The following is a 20,513-nucleotide window of genomic DNA, read 5'->3' on the forward strand; positions in this document are numbered from 1 at the left end:
CCTCGGTACCCTCGTGGCGGCAACCCGAGCCGCGCCCTTACCCAGAAGGGCCCCAACTGAAATTCAGCGAGGAGCGAACCGCGTGACCGCCGAAATGTCCGTGCCGTCCACAGCGCTGCTGGCAGGAGCAGACCGGGACGGTTCCAATTACACCGCGCGGCACCTGCTCGTCCTCGAAGGCCTCGAGGCCGTGCGGAAGCGCCCGGGAATGTACATCGGCTCGACCGACAGCCGCGGCCTGATGCACTGCCTGTGGGAGATCATCGACAACTCGGTCGACGAGGCCCTGGGCGGATACTGCGACCACATCGAGGTGATCCTCCACGACGACGCCTCGGTGGAGGTCCGCGACAACGGCCGCGGCATCCCCGTCGACGTCGAGCCCAAGACCGGCCTGTCCGGCGTCGAGGTCGTCATGACCAAGCTGCACGCCGGCGGCAAGTTCGGCGGCGGCTCGTACGCCGCCTCCGGCGGCCTGCACGGCGTCGGCGCCTCCGTGGTCAACGCCCTGTCCGCCCGGCTCGACGTCGAGGTGGACCGTGGCGGCCACACCCACGCGATCAGCTTCCGACGCGGCGTCCCGGGCGCCTTCGCCGCGGACGGCCCCGACGCGAAGTTCGAGACCGGCGGACTGCGCAAGGTCAAGCGGATCGCCAAGAACCGCTCCGGCACGCGCGTGCGGTACTGGGCGGACCGCCAGATCTTCCTCAAGGACGCCAAGCTCTCCCTGGACAACCTCCACCAGCGGGCCCGCCAGACGGCCTTCCTGGTCCCCGGCCTGACCATCGTCGTACGCGACGAGTACGGGCTCGGCGACGGCGGCAGCAAGGGCGAGGAGTCCTTCCGCTTCGACGGCGGCATCAGCGAGTTCTGTGAGTACCTGGCCGCCGACAAGCCCGTCTGCGACGTCCTGCGCTTCACCGGCCAGGGCACGTTCAAGGAGACGGTCCCGGTCCTGGACGACCACGGGCAGATGACCCCGACCGAGGTCACCCGCGAGCTCGGCGTCGACGTGGCGCTGCGCTGGGGAACCGGTTACGACACCAACCTGCGGTCCTTCGTCAACATCATCGCCACGCCCAAGGGCGGCACCCATGTCGCCGGCTTCGAGCAGGCCGTCGCCAAGACGATGAACGAGGTGCTGCGCGCCAAGAAGCTGCTGCGCGTCGCCGAGGACGACATCGTCAAGGACGACGCCCTGGAGGGGCTGACCGCGGTCGTCACCGTGCGTCTGGCCGAGCCCCAGTTCGAGGGGCAGACCAAGGAGGTCCTCGGCACCTCGGCGGCCCGGCGCATCGTGAACACGGTGATCTCCAGGGAGCTCAAGGCGTTCCTCACCTCCACCAAGCGCGACGCGGCGGCCCAGGCACGGGTCGTCATGGAGAAGGCGGTGGCCGCCGCGCGCACGCGCATCGCGGCCCGGCAGCACAAGGACGCACAGCGCCGCAAGACCGCTCTGGAGTCCTCGTCCCTGCCGGCGAAGCTGGCCGACTGCCGCAGCGACGACGTGGAGCGCAGCGAGCTGTTCATCGTCGAGGGAGACTCGGCGCTCGGCACGGCGAAGCTGGCCCGCAACTCCGAGTTCCAGGCACTGCTGCCGATCCGGGGCAAGATCCTCAACGTCCAGAAGTCGTCCGTGACCGACATGCTGAAGAACGCCGAGTGCGGCGCGATCATCCAGGTCATAGGAGCGGGCTCCGGGCGGACGTTCGACATCGACGCGGCCCGCTACGGCAAGATCATCATGATGACCGACGCCGACGTCGACGGCTCCCACATCAGGACGCTCCTGCTGACGCTCTTCCACCGCTACATGCGGCCCATGGTCGAGTCCGGCCGGGTGTTCGCCGCGGTGCCGCCGCTGCACCGCATCGAGCTGGTCCAGCCCAAGAAGGGCCAGGACAAGTACGTGTACACGTACTCGGACAGGGAGCTGCGCGACAAGCTCATGGAGTTCCAGAGCAAGGGCGTCAGGTACAAGGACTCCATCCAGCGTTACAAGGGTCTCGGCGAGATGGACGCCGATCAGCTGGCCGAGACCACGATGGACCCGCGTCACCGCACCCTGCGCCGCATCAACCTCTCCGACCTGGAGTCGGCGGAGCAGGTGTTCGACCTGCTCATGGGCAATGACGTGGCACCGCGCAAGGAGTTCATCTCCAGCTCCGCGGCGACGCTGGACCGGTCTCGCATCGACGCGTGACGATGGCCCGGCCGAGCCCGGATCGGCCGCGCCTCGCCCCTGACGCGCCTCGACCCCGACGTGCCCGGACCCCCGACCGCGTCGGGGGTCCGCTGCGGTCGGGGCCGGGCGCGTTCGGCTGTGCGAGCCCGGTCAGAAGCCGGGCGAAGGCTCCGCTCGGCCCTGCTGACCGGGGCGGACCGGCCGTAGGGCCGGCCACCGGAGGTGCTCGCAGACTCGCCGGGACTGACGTCCGCCCGCCTCGTCGGCTCTCCGGGCCACGGCAGTCGACTCGTCTCCGGCTGGGCGCGGTCGGCTGGCGGACGGGGTCTCCACCCCCGGGTGGAGACCTCCGCTGACCGAGATCCACCCACGATCCACCCCGGCTCCGATCTGCGCCCGGACGGATTTCCGTAGCGTCGAAGGCGTCGGCGGCACTCGCTGCCGGCTCTCCCTTTCCGCTCACGGAGGCTGCGATGTCCGGGCTCGTCGACGCACTGGTGATCGTGGCCGTGATCGCTGTCGTGATCGTGCGGCAGTTCCGCGCGAGCCGCGTCGACACGGACCGCAGATGGTGGCTCCTGCCCTGCGTCCTGGCTGTCCTGGCCTTGCGCGAACCTCACCTCCTCGATGGCCGTCACCCCGCCACGGCGGCCCTGGTGCTCGGCGCCGAAGTGATCGTCGGCCTGGCCATGGGCGCCGCCTGGGCCTGGACCACCCGTGTCTGGGCGGAGCCGGACGGCGCCGTCTGGAGCAGGAGCACCAGGGCGAGCGCCGCCGTGTGGGCCGTCGGCATCGGGCTGCGGCTCGGGCTCTTCGGACTCGGCAGGCTGCTGGGCGTCCACCAGGACAGCTCCGCGCTGATGCTGGCCCTCGCCGCCACCTTGCTGGTCCGCTCGGGCATCCTGATCTGGCGTACGCGGCCTCTGGCCCAGGTTCCCGTACCGGCCGCGGCATTCGGTGCCGGCGTGTCCCGGCCCGCGTGGAAGGAGCGCGTGTGACGGAGAACGGGTGGACCCGCTGGCCGTCCCGGGAGGCGCTGAGCCCCAAGGACGTGTCGCGTCCCAGGCGGCTGCTCGCCTGGGCGGTGAGGGTCCTGGTGCTGACCGGCCTGATGTGGGCGGCCTTCCACGACAGCCGTGTGCACGGGTGGACCACGGTGGCCGGCGCGGGCGGAGTCCTCGTGGCCGGCGGGCTGGCGTGGGCCCTGTTCCGGACCACGCTCGACCACCGGCTGTGGCCCTCCCTGGGCCTCGTCATGATGCTCCTCGGGCTGGCCGCCGGAGCCGAGGCCGCGGGATTCCGCTCGCCGGCGGTGGTCCTGTGCTGCGGCTGCGCCATCACGGCCCTGGAGCGGCTCCCCTTGATGGCCGCTGTGCCGGTGGCCTCGGTCGCGTTCGCGGCCTTCGCCATGGTCGACGACGGCAACGGCCTGACCTCGGCGTCCGTTATCGGGGGGATGGCCCTCGCCGGTTACGCCCTGCGACTGGACGCAGAGGCCCGGGGCAATGCGCAGCGGTTGCTCGCCCAGGAGCGGGCGGCGCGCGCGGCCGAAGCCGAGTCCGCCGCTCTCGCCGAACGGGCCCGGATCGCCCGGGAGATCCACGACGTCCTGGCGCACAGTCTCTCGGCGCAGCTCGTGCATCTGGAGGCGGCGCGGTTGCTGATCGAGCGGGGGGCGGACCGCGAGCAGATCCTCGCCCGCGTGGTGGCGGCCCGGGGGATGGCTCGCGACGGCCTGGACGAGACCAGACAGTCGCTCTCCGCGCTGCGGGGGGAACTGACGCCGCTGGAGGACTTCCTGAGCGACCTCGTCCGCTCGTCCGACGACGCCGAGGTCACCGTGGAGGGCGCACGGCGGCCGCTGCCGGCCGAGGCGTCGCAGGCCGTGCGCCGGGTGGCCCAGGAAGCCCTCACCAACGTCCGCAAGCACGCACCGGGCGCGAAGGTCCGCGTCAGCCTGGAGTACGGCCCGCGCGAAGTCACCCTGGACGTGCGGGACACAGGGGGATCGCCGGGCGAACTCGCGGAGGTCGGAGGCGGGTACGGTCTGCTGGGGATGCGGGAGCGCGCCGAGCTGCTGGGCGGTTCGCTCGCCGCGGGACCGGGCGAGGAAGGGTTCGTGGTGACGCTGAAGGTGCCGGTATGACCGAGGAGTCGGAGACGAAGCCCGCCAGGGTGGTGGTCGCGGACGATCAGACGGTCGTCCGGGAAGGCATCGTGATGCTGCTCGGACTGCTGCCGGGAGTCGAGGTCGTGGGGGCCGCCGGCGACGGGGAGGAGGCGGTGCGACTCGTCGCCGAACTCGCCCCCGACGTGGTGCTGATGGACCTGCGCATGCCCCGCTGTGACGGAGTGGAGGCGACCCGGCGCATCCGCGCCCACCACCCGGGGACGCAGGTGGTGGTGCTCACGACCTTCGCGGACGACGAGTCCCTGTTCCCCGCGCTGAAAGCCGGGGCACGGGGCTACCTGACGAAGGACGCCGGCGGCGACGAGATCGTCCGGGCCGTGCACAGCGTGCTGTCCGGGGACGCAGGGCTGTCGCCGAGCGTCCAACGGAGGCTGCTGGAACGGCTGTCGGCCCCCGAACCGGAGCAGGCGGAGCCGCCGGCCCCGCCCGACGGGCTGACCACCCGGGAGGCGGAGGTGCTGGTGCTGATCGCCGACGGTCTCAGCAACCAGGAGATCGCACGCAGGCTGAGCGTCTCCACCGCCACCGTGAAGACCCACATCAACAACATGTTCACCAAGACGGGGCTCAAGGGCCGTGCGCAGGCCGTGCGTTACGCATATCGAAAGGGGTTGGTACGACCACCCACAGGGTGAATGGCCCATTGGTCACCTGATGGGGTGAAGCGTTCCGGGAAGAAGAGTCGGGGATGTTCCCGTTCTGTCCATCCTTGGGCATGCAGTCAAGCAACGGTCGTGCCCGTGCCGGCGAGGGCGGTCCCGAGACCGGCGGCCCCGCGTCGCACGCGCGTGAACACCACGAGGATCCGGGCCGGGCATTCGTCGACGCGCCGGGAGAGCCGCACTACGAGGATCCGTGGTACGAGGCTCTCGCCTCCGGCTGGGGCGAGTCGGCCGCTTCCGGCCCCCACGTCGGCGAGGTGCCGGCGGCCCGCCGTGCGCGGGAGACGGGTGCCGCGGCGGCGGCGCAGGTCTATCTCGAGGTGCAGCGCAGCGAGGCTTTCCAAGAGGTCCGCCGACGGTACCGGCGCTTCGTGGTGCCCGCCGTCCTCGGGTTCTTCATCTGGTACCTGGCCTACGTCGTGGCCGCGACGACGGCCCCGGAGTTCATGGCGCGTCCCGTGACCGGGGCGGTGAACGTCGGGCTGCTCGCCGGTCTCGGACAGTTCCTCAGCACGTTCCTGCTCACCTGGGCCTACGCCCGCCACGCGCGTCTGCGCCGGGACCGGGCGGCGCTGGAACTGCGCTGGGACACCCAGGAGCTGACACGCGGAGCGAGAGGCGGCGCATCATGACCGGCAACCATCAGACACCGGCGTTGCTGCTGTTCAGCGTGTTCGTCGCGGTGACACTGGGGATCACCACCTGGGTGAGTCGCAACCGGCACGGCTCGGCCGAGGAGTTCTACGCGGGCGGGCGGTTGTTCTCCCCGATGGAGAATGGTTTTGCCATCGCGGGCGACTACATGTCGGCCGCGTCCTTCCTGGGCGTCACCGGGCTCATCGCGTTGTTCGGCTACGACGGGCTGCTGTACGTGGTGGGATTCCTCGTCGCCTGGCTGGTGGTGCTCTTCCTCGTCGCCGAACTGGTGCGCAACTGCGGTCGGTTCACCCTCGCCGACGTGGTGGCCGCGCGCATGAGCGAGCGCCCGGTGCGCATCGCGGCGGGAACCTCGTCGGTCACCGTGTCCGTGCTCTACCTGGTGGCGCAGATGGTGGGCGCGGGCAGTCTGGTCGCCCTGCTGCTGGGCAACACGGGTGATGCGGCGCGGTCCTGGGCCGTCATCGGGGTCGGCGCGCTCATGGTCGTCTACGTGTCGCTGGGCGGGATGCGGGCCACCACCTGGATCCAGATCGTGAAGGCCGTGCTGCTGCTGGGCGGCACCGTCGTCCTCACCGTGCTCGTCCTGGTGCGCTTCCACGGTGACTTCGACCAGTTGCTGCGCACGGCGGCCGACCGCAGCGGGCACGGCGCCGCGTTCCTGGCGCCCGGCCTGAAGTACGGCGGGGACTGGACCGCGCGCTTCGACTTCATGAGTCTGGGGCTCGCGCTGGTGCTGGGCACGGCGGGGCTGCCGCACATCCTGTCCCGCTTCTACACGGTGCCGACCGCGCAGGCCGCCCGGCGCTCCGCCGTCTGGGCGATCGGGTTGATCGGCGGCTTCTATCTGATGACGATCGTGCTCGGCTTCGGCGCGGCGGCCATCGTCGGCCCGCAGGCCGTGCGCGGGTCGAACTCCTCCGGGAACACGGCGGTGCCCCTGCTGGCACTCGACCTCGGGGGCGGCGCGGACTCCACGGGAGGCACGGTGCTGTTCGCGGTCGTGACGGCCGTCGCCTTCGCCACGATCCTCGCCGTCGTCGCCGGCATCACCCTCGCCTCGTCGGCGTCGGTCGCGCACGACCTCTATGCCTCGCTGCGCCGGCGGAACGCGCAGCCTCGCAGCGAGGTCACGGTGGCGCGGGTCGCCGCCGTCGGCGTCGGCGTGGTCGCGATCGGGCTCGGCCTGCTGGCGCGCGATCTCAACGTCGCCTTCCTGGTGGGGCTGGCCTTCGCCGTCGCCGCGTCCGCGAACCTGCCGGTGCTGCTGTACTCGCTGTTCTGGCGGAGCTTCACCACGCGGGGGGCCGTGTGGGCGGTGTACGGCGGCCTGGTCCCGGCGCTGGCGCTCGTCGTGCTGTCACCGGTGGTGTCGGGCAGCCCCGAGTCGCTCTTCCCGGACGTGGACTTCCAGTACTTCCCGCTCCAGAACCCCGGTCTGGTGTCGATCCCGCTGGGATTCGTGGCGGGCTGGCTCGGCACGGTGACCTCGGCCGAGATCGCGGACGAGGCCAAGCACGCGGAGACCGAGGTGCGGTCCCTGACCGGGGCGGGGGCCGCGTGACGGGCGCTGCCCCGTGCCGCCGGCGGTGGAAGCGCCCGGGTGCGTGGAGCACCGCTACGGCGCCACCCACGCGTAGCGGTGCTCCGGGCGGCCGGTGTCGCCGTACTTGAGCGAGAGGTGCAGCCGCCCGGCCTGTTCCAGCTGGCGGAGGTAGCGCTGGGCGGTGGAGCGGCTGAGGCCGGTCTCGGCGGCGACCTCGTGGGCCGACAGCGGGCGGCTCGCGCGGTGCAGGACGGTGCAGATCAGGTCGGCGGTCGGTTCGGAGTGGCCGCTCGGCAGACCGGGCGAGGACGGTCCGGGGCTGGTGCGCAGGGCGCCGAAGATGCGGTCGACCTGCTCCTGCCCGGCGACGCCGTGGCCGCCGACCCGGTCCACCGTGCGACGCAGGGCGGCGTAGGAGTCCAGGCGGGTGCGCAGCGCTGCGAACGTGAACGGTTTGACCAGGTAGTGCAGGGCGCCCAGGCGCATCGCGGTCTGCACGGTCGTCACGTCGCCGGCCGCGGTGATCATGATGACGTCGGTGCCATGCCCCTGTTCCCGCATGCGGTGGACGAGGTCGAGGCCGGTTCCGTCGGGCAGGTAGTGGTCGAGCAGGACCAGGTCGATGTTCCCGCGTTGCACGCAGGCGAGCCCTTGGGCAGCACTGTGTGCGCGGGCGGCGACCCGGAATCCGGGAACCTTCCCCACGTATTTGGCGTTGATCTCGGCGACACGGAAGTCGTCGTCCACCACCAGGACGTCAATCATCGGGCCTCTCTCCTGAGGGCCAGGCGGGCGTCGCGCCCGTGTTTCGGCTTCGCTGTTGTAGCGCGAGCAAAACGAGCACAACAGGGCTTTGCAAGCAAAAGAAGCGCATGCGCTCACAAGGCTGATGCTGTCTCGCGGGTCACCTCTACCGTCCCCGGCCATGAGCGCACACACCAGCCCCGCCATCGAGCTGCGGGGCGCGAGCAAGGTCTTCAGGACCCCGTCGGGGGCTCCGCACACCGCTGTGCGGGAACTCGACCTCACCGTCGGCCACGGCGAGTTCGTGGCCGTCGTCGGACCGACCGGTTGCGGAAAGTCCACCACGCTGACCCTGGTCAGCGGCCTGGAGGAGCCCACCCAGGGTGAGGTCCTGGTCGCCGGGCAGCCCGTGCGTGGCGTCGGCGACAAGGTCGGCTTCGTCTTCCAGCAGGACGCGACGTTTCCCTGGCGCACGGTTCTGTCGAACGTCATGGCCGGCCCTCGCTTCCGCGGTGTGCCGAAGGCGGAGGCGAAGAGCAGGGCCCGTGAGTGGCTCGGCCGGGTCGGACTCGCCGCCTTCGAGGACCGCTACCCGCACCAGCTCTCCGGTGGCCAGCGCAAACGGGTCGCCCTCGCCGCGACCTTCGTCAACGATCCCGAGATCCTGCTCATGGACGAGCCGTTCTCCGCGCTCGACGTACAGACCCGGGCCCTGATGTCGGACGAGCTGCTCGAGCTGTGGGAGGGCACGGGCGCGTCCGTCGTGTTCGTCACCCACGACCTGGAGGAGTCCATCGCGCTGGCCGACAAGGTCGTCGTGATGACCGCCGGTCCCGCGACCGTCAAGCAGGTCTTCGACATCGACCTGCCCCGGCCGCGCAAGGTCGAGTCGGTGCGTCTGGAGCCGCGGTTCATCGAGATCTACCGCGAGATATGGGAGTCCCTCGGCGAAGAGGTCCGCATCACCCGTGAGAGAGGTGCCGCCAATGTCGCCTGACCTTCTCAGCAAACCGGTGGCCGACGCCGTCCCGGCACCGGATCGCGCCCATTCACGCGCGCGTGCCGCTCGCAGACGCAAGATCGTCGTCACGGTCTTCCGCGTCCTGCTCCTGGTGGCCGTGCTCGCCCTGTGGGAAGGGCTGTCCCGCGCCGAGGTCATCGATCCGTTCAACTTCTCGATGCCGAGCAAGATCTGGGACCAGATCTACACCTGGCTCACGCACGGGACCGCGCTCGGCTCACTCGGCGAGCAGATCTGGTACACGCTCTACGAGGCACTGCTCGGCTGGATCATCGGTGTGGTCGCCGGTGTCGTGTGCGGTATAGCCCTCGGGCGGATCACCTTTCTCGCCGACATCCTTGGTCCATACATCAAGGTGCTCAACTCCATACCCAGGATCGTGCTGGCCCCGATCTTCGTGATCTGGTTCGGGCTCGGCCCGGCCTCCAAGGTCGCCTCGGCCGTCGTCCTGGTGTTCTTCCCGGTCTTCTTCAACGCCTTCCAGGGCGCTCGCGAGGTCGACCGCAACCTGGTCGCCAACGCCCGCATCCTGGGCGCGAGCGACCGCAGGGTGACCCTCCAGGTGGTCATCCCGTCCGCCACCTCCTGGATCTTCACCAGCCTGCACGTCAGCTTCGGCTTCGCGCTCATCGGCGCGATCGTCGGCGAGTACATCGGCGCGACCAAGGGCATCGGGCTCCTCGTCGCCCAGTCCCAAGGCACCTTCAATGCGGCCGGCGTGTACGCGGCGATGGTCATTCTCGCCGTCGTCGCCCTGGTCGCCGAAGGGCTGCTGACGTTCGCCGAGAGCCGCATCTTCCGCTGGAAGCCCTCGGGCTCGGACGGCTGACCGCCGCCCCACCGCCTACGACCCGCTGATCAACCCGGACCACCGCCGACCCGACCGCGATGCGCCGACCGCCCGCGATCATCCGGATCGGCCGCGATCACCTCGACCGGCCTCGAACACCCGGACGTCCGGGACGCCCCGGCGTGCCCTGCCTTCCGCGCCGGCCGTCCCCCGCACCGCCCTCCCTTCCCGCGAACCTCGCAGCCTTCCGCAGCGCCTTCTCACAAGGACGTGAACCCCGCCATGCGCACACCCACCAGATACGCGGCCGTGGCCGCCGCCGGTCTCCTCGCCCTCTCTTCGCTCACCGCCTGCGCCAACGACGCCGCCACGGCGTCCTCCGGCGCCGACAGCAAGGGCGACGGCAAGGGCACCAAGGTCAAGATCATGGTCGGCGGCCTGGACAAGGTCATCTATCTGCCCGCGATGCTCACCCAGCGCCTGGGCTTCTTCGACGCCGAGGGACTCGACGTCGAGCTGCTGAGCGAACCGGCCGGTGTGCAGGCCGAGACCGCGCTCGTCTCCGGCCAGGTGCAGGGCGCCGTCGGCTTCTACGACCACACCCTCGACCTTCAGGTGAAGGGCAAGGAGGTGGAGTCAGTCGTCCAGTTCTCGCAGGCGCCCGGCGAGGTGGAGATCGTGTCGACGAAGGCCGAGGACGACATTGCCTCGCCCAAGGACTTCAAGGGCAAGAAGCTCGGCATCACCGGCCTCGGCTCGTCCACCGACTTCCTCACCAAGTACCTCGCCGTCAAGAACGGCGTCAAGGTCAGCGAGTTCACCCCGGTCGCCGTGGGGGCCGGGCCGACCTTCATCGCGGCGCTGCAACAAGGCGCCATCGACGGAGGCATGACGACGGACCCGACCGTGGCGACGATCCTGGACAAGAAGGCCGGGAAGATCCTCCTCGACATGCGTACGCCGCAGGGATCCCAGGAGGCGCTCGGCGGCCCCTACCCGTCGTCAAGCCTGTACATGCAGACGAGCTGGGTCAACAGCCACAAGGACACCGTCCAGAAGTTGGCCAATGCATTCGTCAAGACGCTCAAGTGGATGTCCACCCACAGCGCGAGCGACATCGCCGACAAGATGCCGGCCGACTACTCGCAGGGCAACAAGATGCTGTACTCGGTGGCCATCAAGAACACGCTGCCCATGTTCACCACGGACGGCGTGATGCCCAAGAACGGCCCGGAGACGGTGGAGAAGGTCCTCAAGGCGTTCAACCCGAACATCCAGAACGCCGAGGTCGACCTCGACAAGACGTACACGACCGAGTTCGTCCAGAAGGCGACGGGCTGACGGATCGAGCGCCCTCAGGCGCGGGTCGCCCACACGTAACGGTGTTCCGGGCGGCCCGCGTCGCCGTACTTCAGGGTCAGACGGGCTCTCCCCGTACGCTCCAGAAGCTTCAGATAGCGCTGGGCCGTCTGCCGGCTCACCCCCGTCCGGTCGGCGATCTCCTGGGCCGACAGCGGCCCCTCGGCGCTCATCAGCGCCTGCCGTACGAGTTCGGCCGTGGTGGGGGAGTGCCCCTTGGGCAGACCCGGCTCCGACCGGGCCGACAGCGCGCCGAAGATCCGGTCGACGTCGGCCTGCTCGGCCTCGCCGCCGCCGTCCAGGGTGCGGCGCAGATCCGCGTAGGCCTCCAGCTTGGCCCGCAGACCGGCGAAGGCGAACGGCTTCACCAGATACTGCAGAGCGCCCTGGCGCATGGCGGCCTGCACCGTCCCGACGTCCCGCGCGGCGGTCACCATGATCACGTCGGTCTGGTGACCGCGCCGGCGCATCTCCTGGACGACCTCCAGACCCGTCTCGTCGGGCAGGTAGTGGTCCAGCAGGACGAGGTCCACACGGGGCAGCGTCGCCAGCCGGTGCAGCGCCTCGGCCGCGCTGTGGGCCTCGCCCGCCACCCGGAAGCCGGGCACCTTCTCCACGTAGGCGGCGTTGACCCGGGCGACCCGGGCGTCGTCGTCCACCACCAGGACCTCGATCACCGCGACCCCTCCTCGACGGCGCCCGCGCCCGCCGCCGGGGCGGTCAGGACGGGCTGCGGGCCGGACCTCGGCCCAGGCGGGCCGGCCGGGACGCCGGGCTCCGTCAACGCCTCCGGCAGGACGACGGTGAACTCGGCGCCCCCGCCGGTCGCCTCGCCCACCGCCGCGCTGCCGCCCTGCCGCTCGGCGAGCCTGCGCACCAGAGAGAGCCCGATGCCGCGCTTGCCGTGGGCGGGCGGCTTCTTCGTGGACCAGCCCTCCGTGAAGACCAGCTCGCGCTGCTCGACGGGGATGCCGGGGCCGGTGTCCCGCACCCGCAGCACGGCGGTACGCCCCTCGGCGCGCAGTTCGACCTCCACACGCGCGTGAGGCGTGCCCGCGACGGCGTCGAGCGCGTTGTCCACCAGGTTGCCGACGACGGTGACGAGTCCGCGCGGATCGACCAGCCGGTCGGGCAGCCGGGTCCGGTCGGAGACCCACAGGGCGACGCCCCGTTCGGCCGCGACGGTCGCCTTGCCGACGAGCAGCGCGGCGAGCAGAGGATCACCGATCTTCTCGGTCACCTGTTCCGCCGTCGCCCGGTGATCGCCGACCACCTCGCCGACGAACTCCACGGCGTCGTCGTACATCTCCAGTTCCAGCAGGCCCAGCAGGGTGTGCATCCGGTTGGCGTGCTCGTGGTCCTGGGCCCGCAGCGCGTCGATGAGACCGTGCGTCGAGTCGAGTTCACGGCCGAGCTGCTCCAGCTCGGTGCGGTCGCGCAGGGTGGCGACGGCGCCCCCGTCGTCGGTGGGCATGCGGTTGACGACCAGGACGCGCTGGCCGCGCACGGCGATCAGATCGGTGCCGTCCACCCGGCCGGCCAGCACGTCGGCGGTGCGTCCCTCGCCGAGTGCCGCGTCGGGGAGCGCGCCCACCGCCTCGTCGCCGATGCCCAGCAGGCGCTGCGCCTCGTCGTTGAGCAGGCGGACGCGGCCGGCCCGGTCCAGCGCGACGACGCCCTCCCGGATGCCGTGCAGCATCGCCTCGCGCTCGGCGAGCAGCGCGGAGATGTCGGAGAAGGCCAGGTCGCGGGTCTGCCGCTGGACCCGCCGGGAGATGAGCCAGGCCGCCAGCGCCCCCACCGCCAGCGCGCCCCCGGCGTAGGCGAACAGACCGGGGATCGCGTGGATGAGCCGGGCGCGCACGCTGTCGTACTCGATGCCGACCGAGACGGCACCGATGATCTTGCCCTGGTCGTCGCGCAGCGGGACCTTGCCGCGGGCCGAGCGGCCCAGGGTCCCGCTGTCGATCTCCATGACGTCCTCGCCGCGCAAGGCGTCACCGGGGTCGGTCGAGACATGGCCGCCGACCTCGGCGGGTTCCCGGTGCGACCAGCGGATGCCGTGCGGGTCCATCACCACGACGTACTCGGCACCGCTGGCCTTGCGGATCCGCTCGGCCTCCTGCTGCACCGGCCCGTCGACCGTCGGACGTGAATGCTGGAGGTCCTCGGCGATCTGCGGCACCGCCGCGGTGGTCTGTGCGATGGCCAGCGCACGGCGCATCGCCTGGTCGTCGAGCTGGTCGCCGAGGGGGGCGAGGAACAGTCCGGTGGCGAGGACCACGACCCCCGCGGCGATCGCCAGCTGCATGAGCAGAAGCTGCGAGAACATGCGCCGCGGCATCCCGAGGCGCAGGCGGCGGGCGGGGGGAGTGGGGCTCATACCCAAGACGGTACGTGGACGGGGCCGCACAACCGTAGGGGTGAGTGATGGGGATCTCTTGACCGACTCAAGAGGAAACGGTTCGGCCGCATCCATGCATGACGGCGTCATGGTCGTCATGTTCGCGCGCAAGCCTCGTAGCCCGCGGAGGCCGACGAAACCCCGGTCCTCGCGCCCGGAGCGTCCCTGCCCAGGGCGCGCGAACCTGCATCGCTCACATCGCTCAGCCGGCCGATGCCGCGCCCGTCAGTTCCCGCACCGCCACGACGTCCATCCGCGCGGGCGCGCCGAGGACCGACGCCCCACAGCTCTCCGGCCGGGGCGGCGACGCGGCGACCTGGTCCACGACGACCTCCCAGTGGCGCCCGTCGGTGTGCGCGACGGTCACCTCCCATCGCGGCGCGCCACCGGCGGTCCGCACGACGCTCAGGGCCTGCGCCGCGTCCTCACCGGTCGCTTCGCGCACCGCCAGTTCCGCCGCCTGGCCGGGCCGCTCCCACGCGGAACTGCCCCGGCATCCCCGCAGGACGATCCGGCCGTCCTGGACACCGTGCAGGACCTCCCTGACGGTGTGGGCCTCGACGCGGCCGTACGCGTATCCGTGCGGCAGGACCAGCACGGTGGGGGAGAAGCGGTGGCCGCCCAGATGGGTGACCTCCCATGTGCCCCGCACCCCCGAGGCGGCCAGTTGCGCGGCCAGCGGACGGCCGAGGAGCGCGCAGCAGCGGTCGCGCTTGCCGTTGGTGCAGACGAGCGCGAGCGGGTCGCCCGTGTGCGGCCTGCCGCGCAGCGCGTCGTCGAAGGTGCGGTGGTCGCCCTGGCCGAGCGCGGCGAAATCGAGGTCCAGCAACCGGCGCGGATCGTGGGTCGCGGCGCCGTGCAGCCACACCCGCCCCGGGACGGTGTGGGCGGCGTACACCTGCCGCAGCGGCGGGGCGCCGAAGTCCGCGTGGGGGCCGGGACGCCGGATGAGCGCGATGCGCACCCCGGTGCCCTGCGCGGCCGCCTCCAGGGCGCGGCCCAGGGAGGGGTCCAGGTGACTCGAGACCAGCGCTCTGGCGCCCCAGGGGCCGGGCTGCTCCAGGAGCAGCCAGGTGGTTGCCGTGGCCGCGGTTCCGGAGAGGGGCTCGTCGAGGTCCCGCGAGACGGTCGCGCACGTACTCACAGAGGTGAGCCTAACCTGACTCGGCTCCGGACGACTTCCGGCCCGGTCCGACAGTCGTCCTGAGGCGAGTCCGGGAAGACCCTCTCTGCAGGGGGCCGACGTCTGGCCGTGGTCCGCGGTTTCGGCACTCAGAGGCCGACGCCCTTGGGGCCGCCGGCCGGGGACCGTCGGCCGCAGCGGCAGATCACGGTCAGCGCCCGCCAAGAACCCGCAGGTCGGCGCGCCCCGCGGCCGACCACGCTCCGCGCGTCCGCCCGGTATCCGCGCGGCCGCGTGGGGGTGCGGGAGGACCCCCGGGCGGACCCGCCTCGGAGTGCTCGGAGTGCTCGAGGTGCTCGGGGTGCTCCGCGTGCTCGGGGTCTCCGGATGTCCGGCCGCGCTGCGGCCGGGCCGCCAGGGGTCGTCCGGCGACGCCCCCTGGCGGCCCGCTCTCACCCGGGCAGGGGCTGGGGCGGCCTCGGGCCGACGTAGTGTCCGCTCGGGCGCATCCTCAGGGGGCGCTCGCCGTACTCCTCCAGGGCGTGCGCGATCCAGCCCGCCGTCCTGGCGACGGCGAAGATCGTCTCCGCGGCCGAGGCCTCCATCCCGCTCGACGCGGTGAGGACGGCGAGAGCCAGGTCCACGTTGGCGTGCAGCGGGGCGTGGCGGGCGGTGGTGGCCACGACGTCCCGGGCCGCGGCGAGGGCGGGCGCGGCCTCCGGGATCTCCTCCAGGAGGGCGAACAGGGCACCCGCGCGTGGATCCTCGCCGGGATAGAGCCGATGGCCGAGACCGGGGATGCGACGGCCGGCCCGCAGTTCCTGCGCGACCACGGGACCCGCGCTGCCGAGGTCCAGGACGTCGAGCAGCATGCGGTGGGCGAGCCCGCCGGCCGCGCCGTGCAACGGCCCCTCGATCACGCCGAGCCCGGCGGACACGGCCGCGTAGGCGTGCGCGCGGGCCGAGGCGGCGACGCGCACCGCGAGCGTCGAGGCGGCCAGATCGTGGTCGGCGAGCAGACCGAGAGCCGTGTCCAGGACGTGCAACTGCGCCTTGCCGGCGGGCCGCTCGCTGAGCCGCCCCCACAGACGGCCCGCGATCGAGTCGCCGTCGCGGTGGGTGTGACGCTTGGGAGGCAGAGCGGCGACCAGGGTGGGGATCAGGACGCGCGCGGTGGCGAGTACCGCCTCCCCGGACAGGTCGAAACGCAGCGGGTCCGCGGCCGCCGCGGCGACGGCCGCGACCCGCAACCGGTCGGTGGGGCCGGTGTGTTCGGGCAGGGCGTCCACGACACGGCGGGCGGCCTCGACCGACGCCTCGGGCGCGGTGAAGACGGACCCCTCGTGGAGCAGGCCCGTCCACAGCCACTCGGCGACTTCCTCGTAGGAGTGGCGGGCCGTCAGGGCGACCGCGTCCACGCCCCGGAAGTAGTAGCGGTCCCTGTCGATGAGGGTGAGATGCGTGCGCACGGACGGTTCCGAGCCCAGACCGCCGCCCTCGCGCCCCGTGCGCCGCGCGAGAGCCTCGACCTCCCGGGCGTCGAAGGTGCTGCCCCGCCCGCCGGGCGCGCGTCTGCTGCTCAGCCGCCCGCGGCTGACGTACGCGTAGACGGTGTCGGGTTTCACCCCGAGCAGGTCGGCGGCCTCCCTGGTGCTCAGCCGTCGTTCGGGGTGGCCGGGGCCGGTTTCCTGATCGCGCATGGGGATCACGGTATCGACTGGCGCAGGTGTGGAATCCGTGCCTGTGGACAACGGAGTTCCAGGGCGGTGCGCGGACCGTCGCCGGATCGCCGTCGGCCGGACGCGGCAGGCGGGGCCGGTGGCGCGCGGCGGGCGTGGAGCCGCGGCGGCCCGGTCGGCTCGTATTCTGGGCCGCGGCCCGTCCCGTGGGTGCGCCGGGCCGCGAACCGGTGCAGAAGCAGGCGCAAGAGAGGTCGTACGTGTCACAGAGCCGCAGTCCGCAGCAGATCCCGGTCGTCGTGCTCGCCGGATTCCTCGGCTCCGGCAAGACGACCCTGCTCAACCATCTGCTGCACCGCAGCGGAGGCAGCCGGATCGGCGCGATCGTCAACGACTTCGGCGCCATCGAGATCGACGCCATGGCGGTGGCCGGCGCGCTCGGCGACTCCACGGTCTCCCTCGGCAACGGATGCCTGTGCTGCGCCGTCGACAGCAGTGACCTCGACGCCTACCTCGCACGACTGGCCCGTCCGGCCCTCGGCATCGATGTCGTAGTGATCGAGGCGAGCGGTCTCGCCGAGCCGCAGGAACTCGTGCGGATGGTGCTGGCCACCGACCATCCGCGGATCGTGTACGGCGGACTCGTCGAGGTCGTCGACGCGGCCGAGTTCGACGACACCCGGGTGAAACACCCCGAGATCGACCGGCACCTGGGCCTGGCCGACCTGGTCGTGGTCAACAAGCTCGACCGCGCGCCCGACGCCGGCCGGGTGCTGGAGCTGGTGCGTTCGCTGGCCGACGGCGCGGCCGTCGTCCCCGCCACCTACGGCCGCATCGACCCGGAGTTCCTCTTCGACTGCAGGCCGAGTGAGGAGCGCGTCGGGCAGCTGACCTTCGACGACCTGCACGACCGTGACGCGGACGACCACGCCGAGCACCTTCACACCGCCTACGACAGCCTCTCGTTCACCTCCGAAGTGCCGTTGGCGCCACGACGGTTGCTGGACTTCCTGGACAGCCGGCCGGAAGGGCTGTACCGGATCAAGGGATACGTTGACTTCGGTCCACATGATCCGGTCAACCGGTACGCCGTACACGCTGTCGGACGCTTCCTCCGGTTCCACCCTGAGCCCTGGCCGTCCGGCGACGACCCCCGCCGCACCGAGCTCGTCCTCATCGGCTCCGGCATCGACGCCGCCGCCCTCGGCCAGGCGCTGGAGGCCTGTGTGAGCGACGCCCCGCCCGCGGGCGAACACGAGATGTGGGGCGTGCTTCGGTACGTCCAGGACCCCGAGGATCTCGAGAACCCCGGGGACGCCGGGCGCTCCGAGGCCCGCGACGACGGATCCGGGGATCCCGGCAGCAACGGACTTGCCGACGAAGCGGGGGATTTCGACGATCTCGGGGACTTCGTCGACCCCGGAGTCCCCGGCGAACCCGAGGATTCCGGGCGGCCCGAGGGCCCCGGGGACCGCACCTTCCGTTAGAGCCGGAGAGCCGGAGAGCCGGAGAGCCGGAGAGCCGGAGAGCCGGAGAGCCGGAGAGCCGGAGCTTCGGAGTGCCGAAGCTCCGGAACTCCGAAGTGAACCGGAGAGGCAGGCGCCGGCGAGGCCCCGAAGCCCCGATCTAGACCGGTCCCGCCACCACGGCGACCGTCTTCGGGAGTGACACGCCCGAGCCGTCCCGGCGGGGGTCGATCTCGGGGAGGTCGGCCGGCAGACCGTTCTTCTGCGCCGCCTTGGCCGGTACGGGGCCCGCCCAGGCCAGGGACAGGCAGTCCTCGCCCTTCAGGAACCGCTGGCAGCGCACGCCGCCGGTGGCCCGGCCCTTGCGCGGATACTGATCGAACGGGGTGAGCTTGGCGGTCGTCTGGACCGAGTCGTCCAGCGTTCCGCGCGAGCCCGCGATGGTGAAGACGACCGCGTCCGCCGCCGGATCCACTGCCGTGAACGAGATCACCCTGGCGCCCTCGGTGAGCTTGATGCCCGTCATACCGCCCGCCGGACGGCCCTGCGGTCGCACCTGCGCCGCCTGGTAGCGCAGCAGTTGGGCGTCGTCGGTGATGAAGACCAGGTCCTCCTCGCCGGTGCGCAGCTCGACCGCGCCGACGATCCGGTCGCCGTCCCGGAGGCCGATGACCTCCAGTTCGTCCTTGTTGGACGGGTAGTCGGGCACGACCCGCTTGACGACGCCCTGTTCCGTGCCGATGGCCAGACCCGGGGAGGACTCGTCGAGCGTGGTCAGGCAGATCACCGTCTCGTCGCCCTCCAGGGAGACGAACTCCGCCAGTGGGGCGCCGCCCGACAGGTTGGGCACCGAGGCGGTGTCGGGGAGCTGCGGCAGGTCGACGACGTTGATCCGCAGCAGTCTGCCCGCCGAGGTGACGGCGCCGATCTCCCCGCGCGCGGTGGCGGGGACGGCCGAGACGATCACGTCGTGCTTGGTGCGCCGCCCGTCCGTGTCCTCGGAGCTGTCGGCGAAGGGCTCGGCGTTCGCGGTGCGGGCCAGCAGGCCCGTGGAGGACAGCAGTACGCGACAGGGGTCGTCCGCGACCTGCAGCGGCACGGCCGCGGTGGTGGAGCCCGAGGACTCCAGCAGCACCGTGCGGCGCTCGGTGCCGAACTTCTTGGCGACCGCGGCCAGTTCGGCCGAGACCAGCTTGCGCAGCTCGGCGTCCGACTCGAGGATCCGGGTCAGCTCGGCGATCTCCTCGTTGAGCCGCTCCTTCTCCGCCTCCAGCTCGATGCGGTCGAACCGGGTCAGGCGGCGCAGCGGCGTGTCCAGGATGTACTGGGTCTGGATCTCCGACAGCGAGAAGCGCTCCATGAGGCGCTCCTTGGCCTGCGCGCTGTTGTCGCTGGAGCGGATCAGCCGGATGACCTCGTCGATGTCGACGAGAGCCGTCAGCAGGCCCTCGACCAGGTGCAGCCGGTCGCGGCGCTTGGTGCGGCGGAACTCGCTGCGCCGGCGCACGACGTTGAAGCGGTGGTCGAGGTAGACCTCCAGCAGTTCCTTCAGACCCAGCGTGAGCGGCTGTCCGTCGACCAGCGCCACGTTGTTGATGCCGAAGGACTCCTCCATCGGCGTCAGCTTGTAGAGCTGCTCCAGGACCGCTTCCGGCACGAAGCCGTTCTTGATCTCGATGACGAGACGCAGGCCGTGCGCGCGGTCGGTGAGGTCCTTGACGTCGGCGATGCCCTGGATCTTCTTCGAGCCGACGAGGTCCTTGATCTTCGCGATGACCTTCTCGGGGCCGACCGTGAAGGGCAGTTCGGTGACGACCAGGCCCTTGCGGCGGGCCGTGACGGTCTCCACCGCCACCGTGGCGCGGATCTTGAAGGTGCCGCGGCCGCTCTCGTAGGCGTCCCGGATGCCGGAGAGGCCGACGATGCGGCCGCCGGTGGGGAGGTCGGGGCCGGGGACGAACTTCATCAGGGCGTCGAGGTCCGCGCCGGGATACCGGATGAGGTGGCGGGCGGCCGCGACGACCTCGCCCAGGTTGTGCGGCGGCATGTTGGTGGCCATGCCGACGGCGATGCCGGAGGCACCGTTGACCAGGAGGTTCGGGAAGGCGGCGGGCAGCGCGACCGGCTCCTGCTCCTGGCCGTCGTAGTTGGGCGCGAAGTCGACCGTGTCCTCGTCGATCGACTCCGTCATCAGGCTCGTCGCCGCGGCCTGACGGCACTCGGTGTACCGCATGGCGGCCGGCGGGTCGTCGTTGCCCAGCGAGCCGAAGTTGCCGTGGCCGTCGACCAGCGGGAGCCGCATGGAGAAGGGCTGGGCCATGCGCACGAGGGCGTCGTAGATCGACGCGTCTCCGTGCGGGTGCAGCTTGCCCATGACCTCGCCGACGACGCGGGCGCACTTGACGTAGCCGCGCTCGGGGCGCAGGCCCATCTCGTTCATCTGGTAGACGATGCGGCGGTGCACCGGCTTCAGGCCGTCACGGGCGTCCGGCAGGGCGCGGGAGTAGATGACCGAGTACGCGTACTCGAGGAAGGAGCCCTGCATCTCGTCGACGACGTCGATGTCGAGGATGCGCTCCTCGTACGAGTCGTCGGGCGGCGGGGTCTTCGTGCTGCGGCGGGCCATCGCTGCCGGCTCCTTGCTGGGGCGTGTGACGGGATCTGATGCGGACCATTGTGGACCGTG

At 71.4% G+C, this 20,513-nt stretch carries 16 protein-coding genes; 10 read left to right on the forward strand and 6 right to left on the reverse strand.

The window, feature by feature from the left end:
* The first annotated feature begins 82 nt into the window (after nucleotides 1-82).
* The 6 genes from ACGFSH_RS23830 (at nucleotide 83) to ACGFSH_RS23855 (ending at nucleotide 7,259) form a co-directional block, all read left to right on the forward strand.
* Nucleotides 83-2,203, forward strand: a complete 2,121-nt coding sequence (locus ACGFSH_RS23830) for a type IIA DNA topoisomerase subunit B (RefSeq protein ID WP_393351825.1) — start codon at nucleotides 83-85, stop codon at nucleotides 2,201-2,203.
* A gap of 455 nt (nucleotides 2,204-2,658) precedes the next feature.
* Nucleotides 2,659-3,183 carry a DUF1453 domain-containing protein gene (locus ACGFSH_RS23835; RefSeq protein WP_393351827.1) on the forward strand — a complete coding sequence of 175 codons (525 nt, stop codon included), beginning with the start codon at nucleotides 2,659-2,661 and terminating at the stop codon, nucleotides 3,181-3,183.
* Nucleotides 3,180-4,331, forward strand: a complete 1,152-nt coding sequence (locus ACGFSH_RS23840) for a sensor histidine kinase (RefSeq protein ID WP_393351829.1) — start codon at nucleotides 3,180-3,182, stop codon at nucleotides 4,329-4,331. The genes ACGFSH_RS23835 and ACGFSH_RS23840 overlap by 4 nt, the downstream gene beginning before the upstream one ends.
* Complete coding sequence (locus ACGFSH_RS23845; protein WP_393351830.1) at nucleotides 4,328-5,011, forward strand: response regulator; 684 nt, start codon at nucleotides 4,328-4,330, stop codon at nucleotides 5,009-5,011. Before ACGFSH_RS23840 ends, ACGFSH_RS23845 begins: the two co-directional genes overlap by 4 nt.
* Before the next feature lie 80 nt (nucleotides 5,012-5,091).
* The gene (locus tag ACGFSH_RS23850; RefSeq protein ID WP_393351833.1) at nucleotides 5,092-5,670 is read left to right on the forward strand and encodes a DUF485 domain-containing protein; all 579 of its coding nucleotides are present in this window, start codon (nucleotides 5,092-5,094) and stop codon (nucleotides 5,668-5,670) included.
* Nucleotides 5,667-7,259 carry a cation acetate symporter gene (locus ACGFSH_RS23855; RefSeq protein ID WP_393351835.1) on the forward strand — a complete coding sequence of 531 codons (1,593 nt, stop codon included), beginning with the start codon at nucleotides 5,667-5,669 and terminating at the stop codon, nucleotides 7,257-7,259. Before ACGFSH_RS23850 ends, ACGFSH_RS23855 begins: the two co-directional genes overlap by 4 nt.
* Before the next feature lie 54 nt (nucleotides 7,260-7,313).
* Here the strand turns inward: ACGFSH_RS23855 and ACGFSH_RS23860 are convergent, their stop codons facing one another.
* Nucleotides 7,314-8,006 carry a response regulator gene (locus ACGFSH_RS23860; RefSeq protein ID WP_393351838.1) on the reverse strand — a complete coding sequence of 231 codons (693 nt, stop codon included), beginning with the start codon at nucleotides 8,004-8,006 and terminating at the stop codon, nucleotides 7,314-7,316.
* A gap of 160 nt (nucleotides 8,007-8,166) precedes the next feature.
* On the opposite strand from ACGFSH_RS23860, the gene ACGFSH_RS23865 reads away from it, so the two are divergent.
* From ACGFSH_RS23865 to ACGFSH_RS23875, 3 genes are all read left to right on the forward strand, one after another.
* Complete coding sequence (locus ACGFSH_RS23865) at nucleotides 8,167-8,982, forward strand: ABC transporter ATP-binding protein (protein ID WP_393351840.1); 816 nt, start codon at nucleotides 8,167-8,169, stop codon at nucleotides 8,980-8,982.
* Nucleotides 8,972-9,835: an ABC transporter permease gene (locus ACGFSH_RS23870; protein WP_393351843.1), complete on the forward strand. Its 864-nt coding sequence runs from the start codon at nucleotides 8,972-8,974 to the stop codon at nucleotides 9,833-9,835. Before ACGFSH_RS23865 ends, ACGFSH_RS23870 begins: the two co-directional genes overlap by 11 nt.
* A gap of 243 nt (nucleotides 9,836-10,078) precedes the next feature.
* Nucleotides 10,079-11,137: an ABC transporter substrate-binding protein gene (locus tag ACGFSH_RS23875; protein ID WP_393351845.1), complete on the forward strand. Its 1,059-nt coding sequence runs from the start codon at nucleotides 10,079-10,081 to the stop codon at nucleotides 11,135-11,137.
* 14 nt (nucleotides 11,138-11,151) lie between these two features.
* On the opposite strand, the gene ACGFSH_RS23880 is transcribed toward ACGFSH_RS23875, so the two are convergent.
* The 4 genes from ACGFSH_RS23880 to ACGFSH_RS23895 form a co-directional block, all read right to left on the reverse strand.
* The gene (locus ACGFSH_RS23880) at nucleotides 11,152-11,832 is read right to left on the reverse strand and encodes a response regulator (RefSeq protein ID WP_393351847.1); all 681 of its coding nucleotides are present in this window, start codon (nucleotides 11,830-11,832) and stop codon (nucleotides 11,152-11,154) included.
* On the reverse strand, nucleotides 11,829-13,538 hold the full coding sequence (locus tag ACGFSH_RS23885) for an ATP-binding protein (RefSeq protein ID WP_393351849.1): 1,710 nt from the start codon (nucleotides 13,536-13,538) through the stop codon (nucleotides 11,829-11,831). Before ACGFSH_RS23885 ends, ACGFSH_RS23880 begins: the two co-directional genes overlap by 4 nt.
* Nucleotides 13,539-13,761: 223 nt before the next feature.
* On the reverse strand, nucleotides 13,762-14,703 hold the full coding sequence (locus ACGFSH_RS23890; RefSeq protein WP_393351851.1) for a sucrase ferredoxin: 942 nt from the start codon (nucleotides 14,701-14,703) through the stop codon (nucleotides 13,762-13,764).
* Nucleotides 14,704-15,134: 431 nt separating this feature from the next.
* On the reverse strand, nucleotides 15,135-16,382 hold the full coding sequence (locus tag ACGFSH_RS23895) for a citrate/2-methylcitrate synthase (protein WP_393351854.1): 1,248 nt from the start codon (nucleotides 16,380-16,382) through the stop codon (nucleotides 15,135-15,137).
* Between the two features lie 239 nt (nucleotides 16,383-16,621).
* Here ACGFSH_RS23895 and ACGFSH_RS23900 point away from each other — a divergent pair, with 239 nt between their 5' ends.
* Entirely contained in the window at nucleotides 16,622-17,848 is a 1,227-nt protein-coding gene (locus tag ACGFSH_RS23900; RefSeq protein WP_393351856.1) for a GTP-binding protein, read from the forward strand.
* Nucleotides 17,849-17,987: 139 nt separating this feature from the next.
* Here the strand turns inward: ACGFSH_RS23900 and ACGFSH_RS23905 are convergent, their stop codons facing one another.
* A complete protein-coding gene (locus ACGFSH_RS23905; protein ID WP_393351859.1) occupies nucleotides 17,988-20,453 on the reverse strand; it encodes a DNA topoisomerase (ATP-hydrolyzing) subunit A in 2,466 nt (821 codons plus the stop codon).
* Between the last annotated feature and the right edge of the window lie 60 nt (nucleotides 20,454-20,513).

This window comes from Streptomyces sp. NPDC048481 (assembly GCF_043200075.1).
Classification (GTDB): domain Bacteria; phylum Actinomycetota; class Actinomycetes; order Streptomycetales; family Streptomycetaceae; genus Streptomyces.

What these genes read in the sequence shown, in the direction of transcription:
- ACGFSH_RS23870 (WP_393351843.1), top strand. Translation starts at nt 8,972, where the DNA reads ATGTCGCCTGACCTTCTCAGCAAACCGGTGGCCGACGCCGTCCCGGCA.
- ACGFSH_RS23895 (WP_393351854.1), bottom strand. Translation starts at nt 16,382, where the DNA reads ATGCGCGATCAGGAAACCGGCCCCGGCCACCCCGAACGACGGCTGAGC.
- ACGFSH_RS23905 (WP_393351859.1), bottom strand. Translation starts at nt 20,453, where the DNA reads ATGGCCCGCCGCAGCACGAAGACCCCGCCGCCCGACGACTCGTACGAG.
- ACGFSH_RS23885 (WP_393351849.1), bottom strand. Translation starts at nt 13,538, where the DNA reads ATGAGCCCCACTCCCCCCGCCCGCCGCCTGCGCCTCGGGATGCCGCGG.
- ACGFSH_RS23875 (WP_393351845.1), top strand. Translation starts at nt 10,079, where the DNA reads ATGCGCACACCCACCAGATACGCGGCCGTGGCCGCCGCCGGTCTCCTC.
- ACGFSH_RS23855 (WP_393351835.1), top strand. Translation starts at nt 5,667, where the DNA reads ATGACCGGCAACCATCAGACACCGGCGTTGCTGCTGTTCAGCGTGTTC.
- ACGFSH_RS23865 (WP_393351840.1), top strand. Translation starts at nt 8,167, where the DNA reads ATGAGCGCACACACCAGCCCCGCCATCGAGCTGCGGGGCGCGAGCAAG.
- ACGFSH_RS23850 (WP_393351833.1), top strand. Translation starts at nt 5,092, where the DNA reads ATGCAGTCAAGCAACGGTCGTGCCCGTGCCGGCGAGGGCGGTCCCGAG.
- ACGFSH_RS23860 (WP_393351838.1), bottom strand. Translation starts at nt 8,006, where the DNA reads ATGATTGACGTCCTGGTGGTGGACGACGACTTCCGTGTCGCCGAGATC.
- ACGFSH_RS23835 (WP_393351827.1), top strand. Translation starts at nt 2,659, where the DNA reads ATGTCCGGGCTCGTCGACGCACTGGTGATCGTGGCCGTGATCGCTGTC.
- ACGFSH_RS23845 (WP_393351830.1), top strand. Translation starts at nt 4,328, where the DNA reads ATGACCGAGGAGTCGGAGACGAAGCCCGCCAGGGTGGTGGTCGCGGAC.